17 protein-coding genes and 1 tRNA gene are annotated in these 14,455 nt (G+C 67.2%); 9 read left to right on the forward strand and 9 right to left on the reverse strand.

Features of this window, described 5'->3' with window-relative positions; all coding sequences use genetic code 11:
• Window positions 1-51 precede the first annotated feature (51 nt).
• From LT970_RS11145 to LT970_RS11160, 4 genes are all read right to left on the reverse strand, one after another.
• Window positions 52-1,212, reverse strand: a complete 1,161-nt coding sequence (locus tag LT970_RS11145; RefSeq protein WP_232686547.1) for a PGF-CTERM sorting domain-containing protein — start codon at window positions 1,210-1,212, stop codon at window positions 52-54.
• Window positions 1,213-1,495: 283 nt separating this feature from the next.
• On the reverse strand, window positions 1,496-1,876 hold the full coding sequence (locus LT970_RS11150; protein ID WP_232686548.1) for a cupin domain-containing protein: 381 nt from the start codon (window positions 1,874-1,876) through the stop codon (window positions 1,496-1,498).
• A 25-nt stretch (window positions 1,877-1,901) separates the two neighbouring features.
• Window positions 1,902-2,765 carry a beta-keto acid cleavage family enzyme gene (locus LT970_RS11155; protein WP_232686549.1) on the reverse strand — a complete coding sequence of 288 codons (864 nt, stop codon included), beginning with the start codon at window positions 2,763-2,765 and terminating at the stop codon, window positions 1,902-1,904.
• Entirely contained in the window at window positions 2,762-3,028 is a 267-nt protein-coding gene (locus LT970_RS11160) for a hypothetical protein (protein WP_232686550.1), read from the reverse strand. Before LT970_RS11160 ends, LT970_RS11155 begins: the two co-directional genes overlap by 4 nt.
• Window positions 3,029-3,164: 136 nt before the next feature.
• Between LT970_RS11160 and LT970_RS11165 the strand changes: the two genes are divergently transcribed.
• A complete protein-coding gene (locus tag LT970_RS11165; RefSeq protein WP_232686551.1) occupies window positions 3,165-4,334 on the forward strand; it encodes a CBS domain-containing protein in 1,170 nt (389 codons plus the stop codon).
• A gap of 80 nt (window positions 4,335-4,414) precedes the next feature.
• Window positions 4,415-6,664, forward strand: a complete 2,250-nt coding sequence (locus LT970_RS11170) for an AAA domain-containing protein (protein ID WP_232686552.1) — start codon at window positions 4,415-4,417, stop codon at window positions 6,662-6,664.
• A 384-nt stretch (window positions 6,665-7,048) separates the two neighbouring features.
• Here LT970_RS11170 and LT970_RS11175 read toward each other — a convergent pair.
• A tRNA-His gene (locus tag LT970_RS11175) sits at window positions 7,049-7,121 on the reverse strand.
• 154 nt (window positions 7,122-7,275) lie between these two features.
• On the opposite strand from LT970_RS11175, the gene LT970_RS11180 reads away from it, so the two are divergent.
• The 5 genes from LT970_RS11180 to LT970_RS11200 all read left to right on the forward strand — a co-directional run bounded on the left by LT970_RS11180 (window position 7,276) and on the right by LT970_RS11200 (window position 10,356).
• Window positions 7,276-7,734, forward strand: a complete 459-nt coding sequence (locus LT970_RS11180) for an ArsR/SmtB family transcription factor (RefSeq protein ID WP_232686553.1) — start codon at window positions 7,276-7,278, stop codon at window positions 7,732-7,734.
• Window positions 7,731-8,813: an ACR3 family arsenite efflux transporter gene (arsB, locus tag LT970_RS11185; protein ID WP_232686554.1), complete on the forward strand. Its 1,083-nt coding sequence runs from the start codon at window positions 7,731-7,733 to the stop codon at window positions 8,811-8,813. Before LT970_RS11180 ends, arsB begins: the two co-directional genes overlap by 4 nt.
• A gap of 115 nt (window positions 8,814-8,928) precedes the next feature.
• Window positions 8,929-9,348 (forward strand): arsenate-mycothiol transferase ArsC, encoded by a 420-nt coding sequence (locus tag LT970_RS11190; protein WP_232686555.1) that lies wholly within the window; start codon window positions 8,929-8,931, stop codon window positions 9,346-9,348.
• Between the two features lie 305 nt (window positions 9,349-9,653).
• Entirely contained in the window at window positions 9,654-10,106 is a 453-nt protein-coding gene (locus tag LT970_RS11195; protein WP_232686556.1) for a DUF5814 domain-containing protein, read from the forward strand.
• Between the two features lie 67 nt (window positions 10,107-10,173).
• A complete protein-coding gene (locus LT970_RS11200) occupies window positions 10,174-10,356 on the forward strand; it encodes a hypothetical protein (protein WP_232686557.1) in 183 nt (60 codons plus the stop codon).
• A 25-nt stretch (window positions 10,357-10,381) separates the two neighbouring features.
• Here the strand turns inward: LT970_RS11200 and LT970_RS11205 are convergent, their stop codons facing one another.
• The 3 genes from LT970_RS11205 to LT970_RS11215 form a co-directional block, all read right to left on the reverse strand.
• The gene (locus tag LT970_RS11205) at window positions 10,382-10,786 is read right to left on the reverse strand and encodes a DUF8146 domain-containing protein (protein ID WP_232686558.1); all 405 of its coding nucleotides are present in this window, start codon (window positions 10,784-10,786) and stop codon (window positions 10,382-10,384) included.
• A gap of 91 nt (window positions 10,787-10,877) precedes the next feature.
• Window positions 10,878-11,501, reverse strand: coding sequence for an RPA family protein (locus LT970_RS11210; RefSeq protein WP_232686559.1), 624 nt, complete (start codon window positions 11,499-11,501; stop codon window positions 10,878-10,880).
• Window positions 11,502-12,434, reverse strand: coding sequence for a replication factor A (locus LT970_RS11215; RefSeq protein ID WP_232686560.1), 933 nt, complete (start codon window positions 12,432-12,434; stop codon window positions 11,502-11,504).
• A gap of 304 nt (window positions 12,435-12,738) precedes the next feature.
• On the opposite strand from LT970_RS11215, the gene LT970_RS11220 reads away from it, so the two are divergent.
• Both LT970_RS11220 and LT970_RS11225 read left to right on the forward strand, forming a co-directional pair.
• A complete protein-coding gene (locus tag LT970_RS11220) occupies window positions 12,739-13,653 on the forward strand; it encodes a bile acid:sodium symporter family protein (protein WP_232686561.1) in 915 nt (304 codons plus the stop codon).
• A gap of 42 nt (window positions 13,654-13,695) precedes the next feature.
• Window positions 13,696-14,058 carry a winged helix-turn-helix transcriptional regulator gene (locus tag LT970_RS11225; protein ID WP_232686562.1) on the forward strand — a complete coding sequence of 121 codons (363 nt, stop codon included), beginning with the start codon at window positions 13,696-13,698 and terminating at the stop codon, window positions 14,056-14,058.
• A gap of 29 nt (window positions 14,059-14,087) precedes the next feature.
• Here LT970_RS11225 and LT970_RS11230 read toward each other — a convergent pair whose 3' ends face one another.
• Entirely contained in the window at window positions 14,088-14,321 is a 234-nt protein-coding gene (locus tag LT970_RS11230; RefSeq protein WP_232686563.1) for a SelT/SelW/SelH family protein, read from the reverse strand.
• Between the last annotated feature and the right edge of the window lie 134 nt (window positions 14,322-14,455).

The following is a 14,455-nucleotide window of genomic DNA, read 5'->3' on the forward strand; positions in this document are numbered from 1 at the left end:
GGTTCGGCTTCTGGCCTTCGGGGACGAACCGCGGGGGTCGTGTCGGCCCGGTCAGCCGCCGCGACGTCTGACTGCGATGGCACCCGCGGCCAGCAAGGACAACAGCGCGACGCCAGCGCCGAATCCTGGACTGGACACTCCGGACGAACCCGCCGACGTATCGGTGGTTTCCGCGGGGTCTGCGGCGTCGGTTGTGGATGCACCGTCAGACTGGTTCTGGAGGGCGTCGCGGAGGTAAGCTATCGTCTCGTCCTGTTCCTCGATGGTCTCCTTTTGCGCTGCGAGTCGCGCACGGAGTTCGTCGATAGTCTCGTTTTTCGAATCGAGGCGCACCAGCAGGTCCTCAGTTCGGTGTGCGTTCGTGTCCGCCAGGCGTGCTTCGGCCTGTGGATAGTCACCGCCGTACTCTTCGCTCGCGTGGACTAACCACCGATCCTGGAACTCCCGGACGGACACGCCGAGATTCGACTCGAACGCGAGGAGTGCGTTCGAGTGCTCGGTGCGAAGGACGCCCATCACCGCGTCCCAGCCGTACTCATCAACGATGTACTTGACGACGAGCGGGCCGCTCTTGTACGGTTCCTGCGAGATCGACATCAGGTAGCCGCTGTCCTGTGTGATCATCTCCCGAACCACCTCGGTCTGCTCGAACTGGCTGTTCTGGATGTCGTCGGTAGTGTGGTACATCGCGACGTACTCCGGGATGCCCTGGTTGAGCCAACTCGGCATCGAGACCCAGTTGCCGTTCTGGAGCATCCCGTAGTACATGTGAGTCTGCGCGTACTCGTGGGTCATCCCGTGCCGGAAGAACCGCCGGCGTTCCTCCTGGGTCGGGGAGGGTCGTTCGGACGGTGCCATAAGGTGGACGTCAGCGTCGAGTCCGTTCCCGTCGTCCGCCTGTTGAGTCTCCGTGTACACGGCCCACTTGGAGCGACTGTACTCGTCCCACGGGTGGACGTACACCTCGACCTTGTTCTCGAGTCGGGTGTCGAACACATCCAGCGTGTGGTTCCGCGCGAAGCGCATGTACTGTAGCGTGCGCTCGGCGTCGGCCTGATAGCCGGACTGGTACTTGATGAGGAAGTGCTCGGATTCGAGGGTCTGCCAGTTCGTCGAGTCGGATTGCGAGTTCGCTCCCGCGGCCACCGGCGTAGCGACGGTCGCACCGACCAGTAGCGCGACGAGAGCCAGCACGATCCTCGCTAGTGACATAGAATTGGTGCGAGAAAGCGGTGAGTAAATGGTTTCGGTTACGCAAGTTCCGAACAACCAAGCCCCTGTAGGGACGTATTCGGGGCGTGCCAACCCGACGGCAACCGCTGTACGAGCGCGCTCGCTGCGTTCGGCACCGCGACGGTCTGAGAGGACATCCACTCCCGGCAGGTCGGTTCCGACGCGGGCACCGGGTCCGACTGGCCGCCGTTGCTTGATTACACGGCGTCGGTGACCGCGAGCATCGTCGACGGCGAGTTCGAACGTTGACCGCAGAAACGACCTACTCCACCAGTTTGATTTCGTCGTCCCCATTGGGAACGACGCAGATGAACGCGCCCTGCTGGTCGCCGTCGTTCTCGTAGGAGTGGACGACGCCGGCGGGAATCAGGAGGCTGTCGCCCGCCGAAACGGTGTGTTCCTCGCCGTCGATGCCGACCGTGTACTCGCCTTCGAGGACGTACTGCTCGTGTTCGACGTCGTTCGTGTGTTCGGGGACGCTCGCGCCCGGGTCGAGGACGAACCGACGCATCGCGAAGTTCGGCGCGCCGTCCGACTCGTCCAGCAACACTCCCTTCCGCATGCCGTCGGCGGCCCCGACGTCCTCGTAGTCGGCGTCGTCGGCGCGGCGAATCACGGCGTCAGTCGACTCGGTCGTGGTCATGGACGAGCGTTGGGCGTCCCGGGATTTAGGGTTGGTCGTCGCGGCCACGGAGGCCGAGGACGTTGCGGGCTTCGTCGGGGGAGGCGGCGGGCCTGCCGAGTTCCTCGGCGACGCGAACGACGCGTTCGACGAGTTGGGCGTTGCTCGCCGCGAGTTCGCCGGCCTCGTAGTAGACGTTGTCCTCCAGGCCGACGCGGACGTGGCCGCCGAGCAGGACGCCCATCGTGGCGAACGGCAACTGGTGCTGGCCGAACCCGAGCGTGTTGAACACCGCGCCCTCCGGGAGGTTCGACACCGAGTGTAGGAGGTTCTCGGGACGGGGCTGAGTGAGCGTGCCGCCCCCAAAGATGAGCGTCGCGTACACCGGGTCAGCGAGGTCCCTGCGCTCTATGAACTGGTGAACTTCGTTCAGGTGGCCGTCGTTGAACACCTCGAGTTCCGGCTTGATGTCCTTCTCGCGCATCTCGTCGTACAGCGAGTCGACGAGCGCGCGAGTATTCTCGCTCGTCAGGTGCTGGTAGCGGTTCAGCGGCCCCATATCGAGGCTCGCCATCTCCGGCGGCGGATCCGTCCGGAGTGGCTGGTGGCGGACCTCGGCGGGTGCGGCGGTACCGCCCGTGGAGTGCTGGATGACGACGTCGTCGGCGTGTTCGCGGATGGCGTCGTCGATTTCCTGGAAGCGCTCGGTGTCGAACGAGCGCTCGCCGTTGTCCGTTCTGGCGTGGACGTGGACGACCGCCGCGCCCGCGTCCTCGGCCTCGGCGGCGGCGCGTCCGATCTCCTGGGGAGTCTCGGGGAGGTTCGGGTTCGCCTCCTTCCCGTGGACGCCGCCGGTGAGCGCTGCAGTGACGACCACGGGGTCGCTCGCGAGGTACTCCGCGTAGGTCACGATTCGTCGACCTCCGAGGTACTGTTGTCCGCGGCGCCGTCGTCCTCGGTCGCTGCGTCGGCGTCGCCGCTCGCTTCGTCGGCGTCGTCAGCGTGCTCCAGATAGATCTCGCAGTCCTCGTCGTGTTCGAGGTCGTAGCGGTCGTTGCAGATGTCCGCCCGCATCGGCTGGACGAACTCCCCGGCGGCGGTGCAGTACGCCCGCTCCGTGTCGAAGGACTGCTCGCCGACCTCGCGTCGGTACGAGAGGAAAGGGCAGGCCATACCCCGGATTGGCTGCCAGGCGTGTTAACAGTTCGCTGGCATCGCTGTCGCGTGGCGACACCCGTGTCACCGGACGGAGCCAGACCACCCCCAGTCGACACCCCGACTTTAAGCGGCGGTCGGTCCAACAGGACGTATGCGCAGTTTCACGGTCGGGAGCGCGTTCGGCATTCCGATCAAGGTTGACCTCACGTTTCTGATTATTCTGCCCGTGTTCGCGTACCTCATCGGCACGCAGGTCGAGTTGTGGGCGAACACCCTGAACAACGCGCCGTTCCTGTTGGAACTCGACACCGCCGCGCTCACGGACGGCAACACCGAATGGTACCTCGGCAGCGTCGCCGCCGTCGGCCTGTTCGTCACCGTCGTGCTCCACGAACTCGGGCACTCCGTGGTAGCAATGCGATTCGGCTTCCCCATCGACTCCATCACGCTGTGGATTCTCGGCGGCATCGCCAGCCTCTCCGAGCAGCCCGAGAAGTGGAGTGACGAACTCCTCATCGCCGTCGCCGGCCCCGTCGTCAGCATCCTCATCGGCGTGGTTGCGTACGCCAGCCTCGGCCTGCTGCCCGGCGCGTTCGACCTCGTCCGGTTCCTCGTCGGCTACCTCGCGCTGATGAACTTCGCGCTCGCCGCGTTCAACCTCCTCCCCGGGTTCCCGATGGACGGCGGGCGCGTGCTGCGCGCTCTCCTCGCGCGCAACCGGTCGTTCGCCCGCGCCACCCAGCTCGCCGCGGAGGTCGGGAAGGTGTTCGCGGTCATCCTCGGCATCGTCGGCCTGCTCGGGTTCAACCTCATCCTCATCGGCATCGCCTTCTTCATCTACATCGGCGCGTCCAGCGAAGCCCAGCGGACCGTCATGGACGCCGCGTTCCGCGGCGTCGAGGTGGCAGACGTGATGACACCCGAGAGCGATGTGAAGACCGTCGACGCCGAGGACTCCGTCACAACCCTGATAGAGCGCATGTTCGAGGAGCGCCACACCGGCTACCCGGTCGTCCGGAACGGCGAGCTCGCCGGCATGGTCACCCTCGAAGACGCGCGTCGGGTCGACGAGGTCGAGCGCGACGCGTTCCGCGTGGACGACGTGATGACTCCGGAAGTGTACACCATCCCGCAGTTCTCGGAGGCGATGGACGCCCTCGACGCCATGCAGGAACACGGCGTCGGCCGTCTGATCGTCGTTGACGCGAACGGCGGCATGGTCGGCCTCATCTCCCGCACCGACCTGATGACCGCGTTCAACATCATCCAGTCCGGCGGGACGGACGCCGACACGCCGGCCCGACGCGCGAGCAGTCGGTAGTCGGTTCCCGACCGTGGCGTACCGCCTCGGCCAGTAACCAGCACGCTCTTGCCCGTCCGGGCGCTACCTCGCGAGTCCCGATGTCCGACGCGTCCGCGCCCGACACCGACCGCCTCTATGGAGAGTGGTCGCTCCACGACGCCGACCTCTTTGCCGGTACCGAGGACGCGCTCCGCTCGACGAGCGCGTACCACGGCCCTGACGTCGCGGCCACGCGAGCAGCCCTCGACAACGCCGCGAGCGTCGTCGACGTGGACGCGCCGGACGGCCGCGGCCGAGTGGTCCCGCTCCACCGCGAGGACGACCCCGCGCCCACCGACGAGTACGTGCGCTGGAACCCGGACGCTGACACGGTGGGCTGGCACGACCAGGAGTTCGGCGTCAGCGGGACGGCCCGCTACACGGAACTTGAAGACCTGTTCGCGACCGAACTGGCGTGGCGGGTACGGTTCTGGCATCCCGAGTACGCGCCCCGCGACGACCCGTTCGGTCACGTCGACGCGCCGCCCGCGAGCGTATCGTCCACAGACCCGCTCTCCGGCGGGGAGCGCCGGGCGTTCTTCGACGGCCTTCGGGACACCGTCGCCGACGAGCGCGCGGCCGAACGACGCGCGAACTGGACCGACCACGCCGAAGCGGACCTCGCTCGCCTCGTGAACGAGCGCGCTGTCGACGGCCCGTTCGTGCTCGTCGCCACCGAATCCCACGGTGCGAGCCGTCCCGCCGAACTGACGGTGCAGTACGCACCCGACGACGGCGTTCCCGCGGACGTCGACCTCGTCGCGAGTCTCGACCTCTACCCGGACAACAGCGTCGTGCTCGACGCCTTCGACGCGGCGTTCCCGATTCCCGCGCGGATCGACTCCATCGACGGTCCCGTCGTCACGCTCCAGCCGTCCTGGGAGCGCGTCGAGAATCCGGGCCGCGTCGCCGCCGCGCTCGAGGACGCCGGCCCGTTCTGGCTCCGCGCGCTCCTGAACCCGGTTCCCTACGACCGGCGGCGGGACGCCATCGACGCGGTCTGGGAAACACCACCAAAACGCCGCCTGCTCACCGGCGAACGCGACCTGTCGTTCGGCGCGCTTCCGTCGACGCGTCGCTCCGGCGTCGAACTCAACGACTACCAGCGCCGCGCGCTCGCGTGGGCCGTCGCCGCCGACGACGTGGCGTGCATCCACGGGCCGCCCGGCACCGGGAAGACGCGCACGCTCACCGCATTCGTCGCCCACGCTGTCGCGCGCGGCCAACGCGTGCTCGTCACTGCACACTCGAACCAGGCCGTCGACAACCTCCTCGTCGGCGACAGCACGCCAGACGAGCGCGAGGAGGGCACGCTACACGCCGCCGTCGCGGACGACCCTGACGTTCGCGTGGCTCGATACGGCCGTCACTCCCGGAATCGCGTCGTCGCCGACCACTACCGGCAGACGGCCATCGACGACGCCGACGTGGTTGCGGCGACGACCAGCGGCGCGGCGGCCTTCGACGCGAACGACTTCGACGTCGCCGTCGTCGACGAGGCCACGCAGGCGAGTCGCGCCGCAACCGCCATCGCGCTCCGGGCCGCCGGGAAACTCGTGCTCGCGGGCGACCACCGCCAGTTACCGCCGTTCAGCGTCACCGAGTCGGGCGAAGGCGAGATGCGGCCGTCCCTCTTCGAGACACTCGTCGAGCGCTACGGCGACGACGTCGCGGTGCTCCTCGGCCGCCAGTACCGGATGCACGAGGCCATCGCCGCGTTCCCGAACGAGGCGTTCTACGGCGGCCGCCTGGAGACCGCGAGCGCGAACGCCGACTGGACGATTCCCGGGTTTCCGGCCGTCTCCCTCGTGGACGTGGCCGGCAACGAACGCCGCGAGGAGCGCGGCGCGTCCGTCCGTAACCCCCGGGAAGCCGGCGTCGTCACGGACCGCGTCGAAACCCTCCTGGACGCCGGCGTCGCCCCCGCCGACGTCGGCGTCATCGCCGTGTACAGCGGACAGGTCCGGGAGATCCGGTCGCGGCTCGGCGGCCTCGACCGCGATACGAACGGCCTCACTGTCGACACCGTCGACTCCTTCCAGGGCGGCGAACGCGACGCCATCGTGGTGTCGTTCGCGCGGAGCAACCCCGACGCCAACGCCGGCTTCCTCGAACACCCCGAGGAAGGCCCGCGCCGCCTCAACGTCTCGCTCACTCGCGCCCGGAAACACCTCGCGCTCGTCGGCGACTGGGACACCCTCGCGACCCGCGCCGCCCACCGTGACCCCGCCGAGAGCTGTGCAGACACCTACGCCGCGCTCCGCGACAAACTCGCCGGACTAGACGACACCGAGTGCGCCGAGCAGTAACCATCGCTTATCAAGCGCGTGCAACGCTACGCGGCGCTGGTCGGCTGACGTTCGAGGAAAGGTGGTCCAGGGGCGAGAATCGAACCGGGTCCAGAGGTTCCTGCTCGCTCCCGCCGGTCGCTGCGCGGGCTGCCACTGGCAGGATTCGATCTCGCCTGCTGGACTTCACTAACCGACCGAACGCTTGCGACACGCAAAGCGGTCGCTGCGCGGTTCGGGTGTGAGAAGGTCCAGGGGCGAGAATCGAACCGCCGAAAGACGGTCGCTCACTCCGTTCGCGCTGCGACTCTCGTGCTTCGTTTCTCGCCGGACGCTCGACAGCTCACGACGCGGACGAGCGACACCCACAGCGGTCGCTCGCCACGTTGTCGCTCGAAGAACGAGGTCCAGGGGCGAGAATCGAACCCGCGTCTCAGCCTCCACAAGGCTGAAGGATAGTCCACTACCCTACCCCGGACACTGCACTCGACCGTAGCGCGGTGAAATTCAAATACGTTACGACATGGGGCGTGGCGGTCGGACTGCCCGCCGCTTTCCCGCACACTACCAGTCTATCTGAACGCGCATTCAACTCGAAACGCCTATCTGAGCAAGTTTTCAAGTAGCTCGCAATGAGCCAGTCCACCGCTCGCCTGCGCCGACTGCTCGCCGACGAACTCGGCGAGTGCTGTGACGCGGACGTGGAGCGACGACTCGACGAACTGCAGGGGCTCGCGGCCACCGCGTTCGCGGACGGTGAGGAACGGAGTCCCTCAGGCAGTCGGACGGAGTCCGATGACGACACCCAGACCGTGTTCGCGGTCCTCGGGAACGAGACGCGGTATCGCCTCGCCCGCGTGCTCTCTGTCGCCGGCGACGAGCGCTGCGTCTGCGAACTCGAAGCGCTCGTCGACGTCAGCGAGAGCGCGGTCAGCCACGCGCTCTCGGACCTCGTCGACGCCGGCCTCGTCGCCCGCCGGAAGGACGGCAACTGGCGGTACTACGAGAGCACCGGCCTCGCGGACAGCCTGTTCGCCGTCGCAGACGGCGGAACGACGGACGGAGCGACGATGAGCGAGGGGTCGGCGTGAGCACCGACGCCGCGTCCGCCAGTTCCACTGACGATTCCCTCCCGCTGCTCGACCGCTATCTCACGCTCTGGATCGGGCTAGCGATGGTGCTCGGCGTCGCACTCGGGCGGTTCGCACCCGGGGTCGTGGACGCGCTGAACGCCGTCACCTGGCACGGCACCAGCCTCCCCATCGCGGTCGGGCTGTTCGTGATGATCTTCCCCATCATGGCCGAAATCGAGTACGAGCGCATCCCCCGGGTCACCCGGAACGCGAGCAGCGAGATTGCGGTCACACTCGCGTTCAACTGGCTGGTCGCACCGTTCCTGATGTACGGCCTCGCCACGCTCTTCCTCGGCGGCCACCCTGGGTTCGTCACCGGCCTCATCATCGTCGGCATCGCGCCGTGTATCGCGATGGTGCTCGTGTGGAACGAACTCGCCGCCGGCAACCAGGAGATGTGCGCGGTCTGCGTCGGCGTCAACAGCCTGCTCCAGATCGCGCTGTTCGTGCCCTACGCCTTCTTCTTCCTCACGGTGCTCCGGGACACCGCCGTCGACGTGTCGATGGGGCTCATCGCCCAGATGGTCGGCGTGTTCCTCGGCCTCCCGCTCCTTCTGGGCTATCTCGTCCAGAAGGCGGCGTTCAACACGATGGGCCGGGAGGCGTACTACGACCGCGTGATTCCGCGCATCAGCCCCCTGGGGCTGCTCGGCCTGCTGTTCACGGTCGTCGTGATGTTCGCGCTGAAGGGCGACTACATCGTCTCGAACCCCGGCCAGATACTGCTCGTCGCGGCGCCACTGTTCGTGTTCTTCGTCGGCCTCTGGACCATCGCGTACGGCGTCAGCGCGGTCCTCGGATTCGACTACGCCGAGAGCGTGAGCCTCGCATTCACCGCCTCGTCGAACAACTTCGAACTCGCTATCGCCGTCGCGGTCGCCGTCTTCGGTATCGGGAGCAACGTCGCGCTCGCCACCGTCGTCGGCCCGCTCATCGAGGTGCCAGTGATGCTCGCGCTCGTCCGCGTCGCGCTCGCGACGCGGGACAGCCTGTTCGCCGACCAGCAGTCCACCGCCGGCTACGCCACCACCGACTGACACCCATGTCCTCAGCCACCGCCTCCACCACGACCACCCTCGCCTTCGTCTGCGTCCAGAACGCCGTCGCACCTGCGGCGCGACGTGCTCTGCACGCCCGCCGAGAGGTGGTCACGTGACCACCACCGTCGCCTTCGTCTGCGTGCAGAACGCGGGCCGCTCCCAGATGGCTCACGCCTTCGCAGAGCGCGAGCGCGCCGCCCGAGGTCTGGAAGACAGCATCGACCTCGTGACCGGCGGAACCCGGCCCGCCGACCACGTCCACCCGGAGGTCGTCGACGCTATGAGCGACGCCGGCGTCGACGTCTCCGAGCGCATGCCCCGTGAGGTCACGTTCGAGGAAGTCCGGGACGCCGACTACGTGATTACGATGGGCTGTTCGGCCGAGGACGTCTGCCCCGCTGGCTGGGCGGGCGAGAACCGCGACTGGGACTTAGACGACCCGGACGGCCGGTCTCCCGACGAGGTCGCCCGAATCCGAGACGACGTTGAACACCAAGTTAGCGACCTCTTCGACGAACTAGAAGCGGAGTAGGCAGTTTCTCCTATTCGACCTCTCGGCGCGTTACTGCCGGCCGACCAGCCGGCATCTCTCAGACTGACCAGCGGCCGGGGTGGGACTGAAAGGGGCTGGCCGTATCGCGGGCGGAGCCCTCACTCGCTGCGCATCAGGGCTCCCGCGAGGGAGCGTAGCGAACGAGCGGGATGGTGCGCAGCGCCCGCGAGACGGCCAGGGGCTTTCGGGGGCGTCGAAGAGAGCGGTTCAGTTTCGGTCAACCACGAACACCACGCCTAGACGCGACACGCTTTTCCAGCGCACACCCCTACACCGAGTCGACTGTGGCCGTCACGGACAAGATCTACGTGAAGAACCACCGCCAGATCGCCTCCCAACTGGGGACGCGCTTCCCGAAAGGGGCGTTCAGCGGTGCGACCCTCGACGTGCTGTTCCAGGGCGACCTCTCGGAGTTGAACGAGGCGACCCAGGAGAAGGTCCTGGAGTTCGCGACGGACTTCCTCGACTGTGGCTGCGATTCGAACCCGTACTGCGGCCACCCGGAGCGGAAGTTCATCCGGTACCTGCTCGACCTGCGCGCGCAGGACCTCGACCCGGAGTCGATGGTGTCCGTGATGACCGACGACTACATGGTGTACGCGTACCCCGGCGACCTCTACTCGTTCCTCGACAATTCGGTGCGCACGCTCGAAGCGGTCGAGGACCTCGCCGAAGTGGACGGGAACCGCGAGGCCGCCGAGCGCGCCACCGAGCAGAAACGGGAACTCACTCGGTAACGCGATTACCGCTCCGTGTCGGACAGTAGATAGTTATTTACAATTCCGGCGGAATCGCTGACACGAAATGGAGTTCGAGGCGTTCTCTGCGATGGCGCTCGGGACCGCGTTTCTCTGCGTGGCGGCGGCGACGAGCGCGTATCTCGCGTCGCCCCGGAACTGGTGGGTGTCGGTGCTGCTGGGCGCGGGAGCGTTCGTGCTGTTCGGCGCCGTCGCGCTGAAGGCGGCGAACCGGACGGCGTACTCGTGACGAACGAAGAAAACGCGTTGAGCGATCAGCCTAGCTGATAGGGCTCGTCGTCGGTGTCGTCCTCCAGGTCGTCGAGGTGGACGACGTCGTCCACGTCGTCCTGGGAGTCGACCTGCTCGCGCAACTGATTGATGTACCCCTTGTGTTCGTCGAGCTGGTCGCGGAGGTGCTGGGCCTCGAGTTCGAGGCGCTCGTGCTCACGCACGAAGCTCTTGGGCACCTCGACTTTCGGCGGGAACGCCTCGCCGTCGGTCTCCGACGCCTCGTTCTCCGGGACGACCCGCACCTGGCCGTCGTGAGCGACCAGGGAGTCGACGTAGTCGCGGAACACCGCAGAGAGCGAGAGGTCGCGCTCCTCCGCGATGTCGCGGAGCGCGTCGAACGCGTCCTCGTTCACGCGGAACGAGATTGTCTTGTTCTTGTTGCCCATGTTACCGGGAAAACGAGAGCGGAGCGTCTTAAGGGTTCGTCAGACGCGCAGCGTCCGACGCGGCTCCGCCGGGGGCCGCCGCCGTTGGTGGTTACGCGTCCGGCGTCGGCTCCGCTTCCGCGTCGTCGGCGTTGCCACCGTCGGCGCTCTCACTGTCGAAGTCCTCGAGCGCTTCGAGGACGGCGCGGCGGTACGGCGAGACATCCTCGCTGTACTCCTGTTTCGCGCGCTCGGCGTACTCGTTGCCCTCCTCGTCGAACGCCGCGAGGCGGTCCATCGTGCGCTCGGCGGTCTCCACCACCCAGCGGTCGCGGGTGGACTCCTCGACCACGGTGATGGACTCCGGGCGCAGGGAGACGTTCACCGACCCGTCGTCGGTCTCGAACGTCCGCGGTTTTCCGACCACGGCGACGTACGTCGGCGTGTCCAGTTCGCGCAGCATCGAGGCGGCGTCGGGCTGGTACTGGCCAGCGTAGATGAAGAACGTCCCGGTGGGGTCGACCACGCGGCCGCGCCAGTACTCGGAGTCCTCGCCGATGTCCTCGGTCTCGGTGAGGGTGCCGACGACGAACACGCGGTTCGCGGACTCGCCGGTCGGCAGGAGCGCGTACAGCGGCGCTCGCTCGTCGTCGGACTCCTTGAACGTGAACTGTGCGTCGTTGAACTCGGTGGCGAAGACGCGTCGCGCGACTTCGCGGGTGGGTGCCTGGCTCATCTACATCGACCTCGCTTTGATGAGGACGGCTTCCGGGTCGGTCGGCGCGTCCAGTTCGTCGACGTCGTTGGCGAGCACGTACCGACCGAGGGTCGGCCCGCGGACGCGGTAGTAGTGCCCGAGCACTAGGTCGCGCATCTCGTCCGCGACGACCGTCGTGTCGAGGGCGTCCATCGCCATCTCCTTGCCCTCCTCGAGGCCGATGCCGGTGAGGTTCTCGGTCGCCTCCTCGTCGAAGATGACCTCGTGGACGTCCCGGCCGTCGTCGAGCACGCCCTTGATGCGGAGGTCGAACTCGCCCTCCACTTCGCCGTGTTCGGAACAGCGGCCGTTCTGGAGGACGCGCGTACAGTCCTCCTCCGGGCAGCGCTTGATGAGGCCGCTGCCGGACTGGATGTCCACCAGTGCGCCCTCGACCTCGTCCTCGTTGTCGCCGACCTCCATCTCCTCGTCCACTTCCGTGATGGAGGTGGTGCTGTTGAGTTTCACGGAGTACCGGCCCTGGTACTCGTCGGTGACGACGTTCCCGAGGCGGTAGACCTTCCCCTCCTCGATCTCGGAGAGGTCGGATTTGGCCCACTTCGTGAACTTGATGGTGCCGGTCGGGTCGCCGAGCAGGCCGACCTGCGCGACGGAGTCGCTTCTCGGCTCCCAAAGTTCGACGACCTTCGCGGTGATGTCCACCCACTGTTCGTCCTCCTCGACGTCTTCGACCTGGACGGTCTCGTTGCCGCCGCCACCGGCGAAGTCGTCGCGGTCCAGTCCCGCCTCCTCGAGGTAGTGGTTCTCGACGGAGCGTTTGGCCTCGTCGAGCGGGACCTTGTAGTCACTGACAAGTCGGTTCAGCCGTTCTTCTACGTCCTCGACGGACACGTCGAGGTGCTCGGAGAACTCGTCGTGGATCTCCTGAGCGGTGTCTGAAACGTCGCTCATGTGGTTTCTGTCTCCGCGTGTGTTTCGGTGGGAGACGTATCGTTGTTGGTGCGCGATCCTATTTAAATTGTCGTGAGTGGGTTGAAAGTGGAAGAACCAGGTGGCTCTCGGTCGCCGTCGTGCAATCGTCTGGATGCTTTCCAGCCGGCGTTGACGACCGCTCTGATTTCCCCGGAGTAACGTCGTTACCGTTCGAAGGCCGTACACTGACGTTCCCCGGATGAGTAGCATCGGCAATGCAGGAGTCGACCGGCGGTGGGTTCTCGCTTACACTCGGCGGCGGAACGCTCGATGGGGAAGTGGCGTGAACCGAACTATCGGCCGCGCGAGTGCACTCGTCGAGGACTACCTCCTCGCGTGGATTCTGGCGGCCGTCCTCGCGGGCGTCGCGTTTCCCGCGCTCGCCGGCATCACGCGCTACTCGACCGGGATTCTCGCCGTGATGGTCGGCAGCGTCTCGCTGACGCTCTCCCCGGCGGAGTTCCGGCGAATCGACGCCTCGGCGCTCGCTCGCCCGCTCGCCGGCCACCTCCTGATGCCCGTGCTGGCGTTCGGCGTGGCGACCGCGCTCGGATTCCGCCCTGCCGTCGTCACCGGGTTCGTCGTGCTCGGCGCGGTCACGCCCGAACTCGTCACGCCCGTGATGACCGAACTCGCGGACGGCGACACGGCGCTCGCCTCTACCGTGCTCGTGGTCACGGGCGTCGGCAGCCTCGCGTTCATCCCCGCCGCGCTCGCCACGTTCGCCGCCGGCAGTCTCTCGGTTCCGACCGGGGTCGTCGTCGAACAGCTCGCGCTCGCGGTGGTCGCGCCGATGGCCGTCGCCATCGCGCTCCGCGCCCGTTTCCCGGAGCGCGTCGGCGAGCACGACGCGGTCTACCCCGGCGTGAGCGCCGCGATGGTGGTGCTGATACTGGCGGGCGTCGCCGCCGCGAACGCCCACCTCGTGCGCTCGAACACCGGCCTGCTCGCCACCGTGACAGTCGGCGCTGTCGCGCTGAACGCGCTCGGGTACGGAGTCGGCTACGCGCTCGGGGCGGGAACCGAACGGCCGACGCGCGTCGCGACCACGCTCTCCGTGGGGATGCGGGATTTCGCCGTCGCGGCAGCGCTCGTGCTCGCCGCTGGCCTCCCGGCGGTCGCGTCGCTGCCGGCGGTCGCGTTCGGCGTCGTGGAGATGCTGTCGAGTGCGGCGCTGGCGCGTGTCTTTTCTCGGTAGTACGGGACAACGACTATGCGCCGCGAGAGAGAACCGCCGCAGATGAACACAGCGTCGAGCGCGTCCGACTGCGTCGCGTCGTGGTGCGCCGACGACGATTGGTGTGGCGTCACGTGCACGATGGAGGTGCTCGGGAGGAAGTGGAACCCGGTGGTCGTCCACCGCCTCCTCGAGCGCGACTCGCTGCGGTTCGGCGAACTGGCCGAGGAACTCGGCGACGTCACGAACAAGGTGCTCTCCGAGAGCCTCGAGGATCTCGAGGACCGGGGCGTCGTCGAGCGCACGGTCGAGAATGAGAAACCCGTCCGCGTGCGGTACTCGCTGACCGAGCGCGGTCGCTCGCTCGAACCGGTCGTCGGCGCGCTGGAAGACTGGGGCGAGGACCACCTGGCCGACGACTGCTGAGGCGAGAACGAGGTCGCTGTGACCGTCAGTCAGTCCAGGCGGTCCCCCACCCGCTCGACGATTGCGTCCCGGTCGTACCCCTCCTCGCTCTTATCGTACACCGTGGCGCCGTCGACGCGCACCTCGAAGACGCCGCCGTCACCGGTGTCGAGGGTCACGCCGTCGAGGCGCTGCCCGTGCGTTTCGAGGAGCGTTCGCTGCGTCTCGACGGCGTTGCTGAGCAGTCCACACGGCACGCAGTACTCGATTGTCACGTGCGTCATATCTCGAACGTGGGGCTCCGTAGCCTTGGTTGGGTTGTACGCGCCGGCACACCAGGTTACCGGCGAGAAATCTCGTCCGAGGGTCGCGAAGATGCGGAACAGGCCTATAACGCGCGCCGCCCAACGCACGTCTG

It is taken from the genome of Halobacterium zhouii, from assembly GCF_021249405.1.
In the GTDB taxonomy this organism is placed as follows: Archaea; Halobacteriota; Halobacteria; order Halobacteriales; family Halobacteriaceae; genus Halobacterium; species Halobacterium zhouii.